Annotated in this window: 3 protein-coding genes and 1 pseudogene; 1 reads left to right on the top strand and 3 read right to left on the bottom strand. The window is 34.8% G+C overall.

Annotation, left to right across the window (positions count from 1 at the left end):
• Nucleotides 1–3: 3 nt before the first annotated feature.
• Nucleotides 4–843, bottom strand: a complete 840-nt coding sequence (locus AB3X49_RS17170; protein ID WP_000747487.1) for a YitT family protein — start codon at nt 841–843, stop codon at nt 4–6.
• Nucleotides 844–1,245: 402 nt separating this feature from the next.
• Here AB3X49_RS17170 and AB3X49_RS17175 point away from each other — a divergent pair, with 402 nt between their 5' ends.
• Nucleotides 1,246–2,721 (top strand): RNA-guided endonuclease TnpB family protein, encoded by a 1,476-nt coding sequence (locus AB3X49_RS17175; RefSeq protein WP_367963599.1) that lies wholly within the window; start codon nt 1,246–1,248, stop codon nt 2,719–2,721.
• Nucleotides 2,722–3,193: 472 nt separating this feature from the next.
• On the opposite strand, the pseudogene AB3X49_RS17180 reads toward AB3X49_RS17175, so the two are convergent.
• Both AB3X49_RS17180 and AB3X49_RS17185 read right to left on the bottom strand, forming a co-directional pair.
• A pseudogene (locus AB3X49_RS17180) lies at nt 3,194–3,286 on the bottom strand (2TM domain-containing protein); the annotation flags it as partial.
• Nucleotides 3,287–3,315: 29 nt separating this feature from the next.
• A complete protein-coding gene (locus tag AB3X49_RS17185) occupies nt 3,316–4,761 on the bottom strand; it encodes a recombinase family protein (RefSeq protein WP_328027359.1) in 1,446 nt (481 codons plus the stop codon).
• Between the last annotated feature and the right edge of the window lie 506 nt (nt 4,762–5,267).

Raw genomic sequence — 5,267 nt, forward strand, 5'->3', positions numbered from 1 at the left:
TTTCTAAGCCTTAGAAATATCAACAAATCCTTCTCCGAACACATCACGAACATCGTGTATAGCGATGAACGCAGCCGGATCCGTAGTTTGAACAATCCGTTTTAGCTTCACTACTTCTTGCTTATTAATAACAATATAAAGAATTTCCTTCGGCGTTTTCGTGTAATAGCCATGACCTGAGTATACAGTAACCCCTCTGCCCATTAAGGTAGTTACCTTCCCGGCAATTTCATTCGGGTTATCAGAAATAATCGTAATGGCTTTCTTCGGATTTAAACCTTCAATTACAAACTCCATCACTTTCGTTGCTACATATAGCATAATAATTGTTATCATCAGTTTTTCTGCACCAATGATGAAATACGATGAAAACGCAACAATTAAATCGAAGAACAGTAGACCATAGCTAATGCTCCATCCTAAATATTTATGCGTCATCCTTGCTAAGATGGTAGTACCTGCTGTTGTTCCGCCAACGCGAATAATAAGACCAATCCCGCACCCAATAAATATTCCTCCGAAAATGGCATTTACAAGCATTTCATCCGAAGCAATCGTCCAACCTTCTGTCAAATGAAGGAATAGCGAGTTCGTAACTACAGCGATAATCGTATAAATTGTGGTAATCTTATTTAAAAATTTATAACCAGCTATTAACAAAATCGCATTTAAAATTAAGTTAACTAAACCTGGTGACCACTCAAATAAATAGTACGTAATAATCGTGATACCTGTTACTCCACCCTCACCAAACTCGTTCGGGATAACAAACAAATTGACACCTAACGCAAAAAGAAATGCACCAATAATAATAAAAATAATGTCTGTGGTTCTTTTTTTCATACAGTACCTCACTTCTTATGTAAATATTTATTCTGTCATAAACTCTCACCATTATATCGTGGAATATTCAAATCGAACAGTGGTTTATTTTTATTTTAATATAGGGCAATAAATCAACTTCATCCTATATCCACATGTAATTTAAAAAGGGTAACAACTTTATTTATCCTTTTCGGCAAGAAGACTCCATCTGAATTGTGTTAGGGGTGAAACCCAACAATTCAGGTGGGGATGAATTGCCGTCAGAAGGTAGACTGAACTCTTTTGTTTCGTTCATAACAATTTTTGGTTACAAACATTCGTTTTTTGTTTTACGATATAATCTGCCCTTAGATAAGGAGGGAATATATCGTAAGACAACGAAATTGGATAATAATCATTCGGTCACTTGAGCCAAAAGGAATTACTGTAGAAGAATGGAATTACGCTGAAGAACATGTTCATATTTTGTTCCGTTTCGTTCCAAATATTGATTTGTCAAAAATAATTTTAATGAACTCTCTAAGAAAGGTGGTGAAAACGATGGTTAAAAAGAAAGCAGTGAAAGTATTACGTAAACAAAAGAAAAGAGAAAACATACAACGATTCACGCAGAAACAGAATATCGGACGGGCTTGCCTCACAGCTAAAGAATTTCGTTTACTGCAACGCATGTCACATAGTTCAAAAGCATTGCGAAATGTTGGATTGTACACGATTAAACAAAGTTATTTGAACCATAATAAAATGGCTACTGTAAAAGAAGTGGACAATGCCATGCAGGCTGATATGAACTACTGGGGCATTCAATCAAACTCTGTTCAAGCGATTCGTAGAGCCTTATTTACAGAAGTGAAGAGCTTTTTTAAAGCATGGGAACAGTGGAAGAAAAATCCTGAAACCTTCACAGGTCGTCCTAAGTTTCCAAATTATTCTCGTTCAACGGACAAACGAATTATTGAAATCTATCAAGTTCCAAAAGTGGATGATAACGGGTATTGGATGATTCCGATGAATGTTGCATTCAGGAAAAAATTCGGTTCCATTAAAATACGTATGCCAAAGAACTTAAGAAATAAAAAAATCTCCTACATTGAGATTGTACCGAAGCAAAAAGGTCGGTTCTTTGAGGTGCATTACACATATGAAATGCACGTTTCTCAAATGAAGCAACAATCCACGACTACTAGTAACGCTTTGAGTTGCGATTTAGGTGTAGATAGATTATTAAGTTGCGTAACAAATACAGGTGATACATTCTTAATTGATGGAAAAAAATTAAAATCCATTAACCAATACTTCAACAAAAAGATACGTAATTTGCAGCAGAAAAATATAGAAAATGGAATTTCAAAACGCGTTGTAACGAATAGAATGGCCGCACTTTGGCATAAACGAGAAAGACAAGTAAACGGTTATATTTCACAAACTGTAGGCTTGTTGTTCAAAAAAGTGAAAGCATTCGATATAGATACTATTGTCGTAGGGTATAACACGGGTTGGAAACAAAAATCTGATATGGGAAAAAAGAATAATCAAAAGTTTGTTCAAATTCCATTTCATAAACTGATTGCAGCGATTGAGAATAAATGTATAAAAGAAGGCATCCGTTTTTTGAAACAAGAAGAAAGCTATACTTCAAAAGCTAGTTTTCTGGATAAAGATTCGATTCCAGTTTGGTCTAAGGATGATAGGGCGCATTATCGCTTTAGTGGCAGACGAATCACTCGTGGCCTGTACCAAAGTAAAGCAGGAACATGTATCCATGCTGATATTAATGGTGCGTTGAATACATTGGAAAAATCAAGAGTTGTAGAATTGGATGACAACCTCAAAGTGAAAACGCCGATTCTATTAGAAGTGCAAAAACGTAAGGCTGTTGCTTCGCGCATAGCTTAGTGGGTGCGTCAACCATCCATGTATACTCGACTTGTCGGGGCTTGTAGCACACGCCGGAGTTATCTGAGTGGTGGCTTCTTCCACAAGGAAGAACTGCTCTTTTTCGAAAGGGTGGTGCAAGTGGGAAAACAATCGTTCGTTGCCGGTACCAACCAAAAACTTACTTGGGGTGTTACCGTAAGGTGGCATGAATGTTAGAGCGTCAACTGTCTAGCGATAGACGACAAGACCTAGCGTTCTAACTCAAGCCCCCACTGAAACGCTTCATCTCAGTGGGGGTAGTTGACTATGTACTCCAAATAAAGTTTTGATTTCACACGCAATTCACGCTAAAAAATGAATATGAACACTCTTACTCGCACAAACTTCGAATAAAAAACAAATAGGCGAAGCTATAGAATAGACTTCGCATCAAGCGTGTGAGCACAGAGATTTATATGAAATTTTATATTCATACATTCCAGAAATAAATTTACTTATCTTTCTCCATATATTCTTTAATCTTTCGTTCTTCCCACTCTTTTCCGAATATCCCAAATGGAAAAGTTGTCAAACCGTGTATAATCTTACGGTAACCAATAACCAACTTTAAAACTATAAAGAAAATGTATATTCTATTTCGATATACTTATCCTTACTTAGTGTGATTTTCTTAATTAGAATTTTAAAAATCTCATGCATGTCTTTCTCTTCATCAAGCATCGAAAAAGCTTTTTTGATTTGCTGGTCCTCTTTCATTCTCTTATTTTGATCCATTAATTTAAGAAGTTCTAATTCATGCTCCTTAATTTCATTTTCAAAATTAAGATCACGCTTCGAAAATACGTCTTTATCAATTAATCCATCTACATATAAATCGATTAGCTTCTCTTTTTTTGCTTTTAATAACTTAATATGTTTCTTGATCTCCATGGATTTAGCTTCTCTTTTTTCATGTATTTTTGGATTGAAATGTATCTCTAATTCTTTTTCTTTCTGTTTCAATCTATAAATGATTACCTCCCGTATCTCATCATAATAAATTGGGTTAAAATTAACACATTGATTGTATCGTAGAAAATTACTACATTTCAGATATACCCATTCTTTTTTATTTTTTTTAGAATATCTCCCTGAATACTTTACTGTAATTGACCCGCCACAATGATTACAAAATATCATTCCTCTAAATTCATTTCTCATATCTTGTTTTGTCTTCTTCTGACTGATCCTATTGTTATTAACCGCGTTCCATAATTCTTTTGATACAATCGCTGGATAATGATCTTCTATAATAGTCAATCTGTCTTTTGGAGTGTGTATCCGTTTCTTTCTTCCATCCATTTTTACTGTTTTATAGCGATTTGAAACTAGGTCGCCTTTGTACTTTTGGTTCTTTAAAACCTTAGCTATAGTAGTATCCGACCATAATTTTCCGAATTTTGTATATATACCTTTATCATTTAAAATACTGGCTATCTTCTTATAACCGAAGCCTTTTTTCGACAGGTCAAAAATTCCCCTTACGACTTCAGCCTCTTTTTCATTAATAACAAGTCTTTTATCAATTACATCATAACCTAACCCCGGTTTTCCAATGGCCTCTCCTCTTCTTGCTTTCGCTTGCATTGCAGCAGAAATTGATACAGATAACGTTTTAGGCAATTGTGCAGCAAACATAGCAAACATTTCGAATTTAATATCATTGCCACCTTCATACAAGCTGTCGTAATTTTCCTCTATTGTAACTAAACGTATTCCATGACCTATTAGGATTTCTTTAATTTCCAAAGCGTCCCTTAAATCCCTTGCTAAGCGATGTATAGATTTAAATACAACCGTATCTAATTCATTACGTCTTGCTTTCTCCAAAATCAATTGCATTGCATGTCGTTCTAACCAAGCTGTACCAGAAATACCATCATCAAAATATACTGCATTTGAGTCCCACTCATATCCGTTTTTCTCTAGCCAGTAGCGACAGATATCAATCTGGTTTTGAACAGATGAAATTTGCTCATCTCTATCCGTTGAAACCCGTACATACACAGCGTATTTCACAATCCCACCCACTTATTTACAAATTGTATAATGATTAAATTATATATATTTTTTTCCCTGTGGGCAATTACAAATTATTCATCTAGCCAATCGAATAACAATCCGCGACATTCTCTTCTTCTCTCAACTGCAAATTTACTTTCAATTACCTTGTAAAAATACCCTTCAAATGTGCTCTTAATCTTATTGGATTTTTTTGCAAAAACAGTTTCTTTAAACGCTTGAATCGCTTGATCTATTACATGTTCAATAGGCTTGTCTATCTTCGAACGTTTATAAGCGATTAATACCCGGTGATATAGTTTATATATTTTATCTGCTGATTTAAAGAATGGTGCTACAGCATCTCTAAACTGAGTGGATACATTTTCGGGTGTGAAAGTTTCATCTAGACCTTCTAATTCAATTTCATCATAATCCCTTGCCGATTGTTCTTGTACGTTTAATTCGTTTTTAGAACCTGTCTAAAATCTAGGGTATAATCTATGTAAAAAGGATGATTCCTA

Source organism: Bacillus sp. C30 (assembly GCF_040838255.1).
Classification (GTDB): domain Bacteria; phylum Bacillota; class Bacilli; order Bacillales; family Bacillaceae_G; genus Bacillus_A; species Bacillus_A mycoides.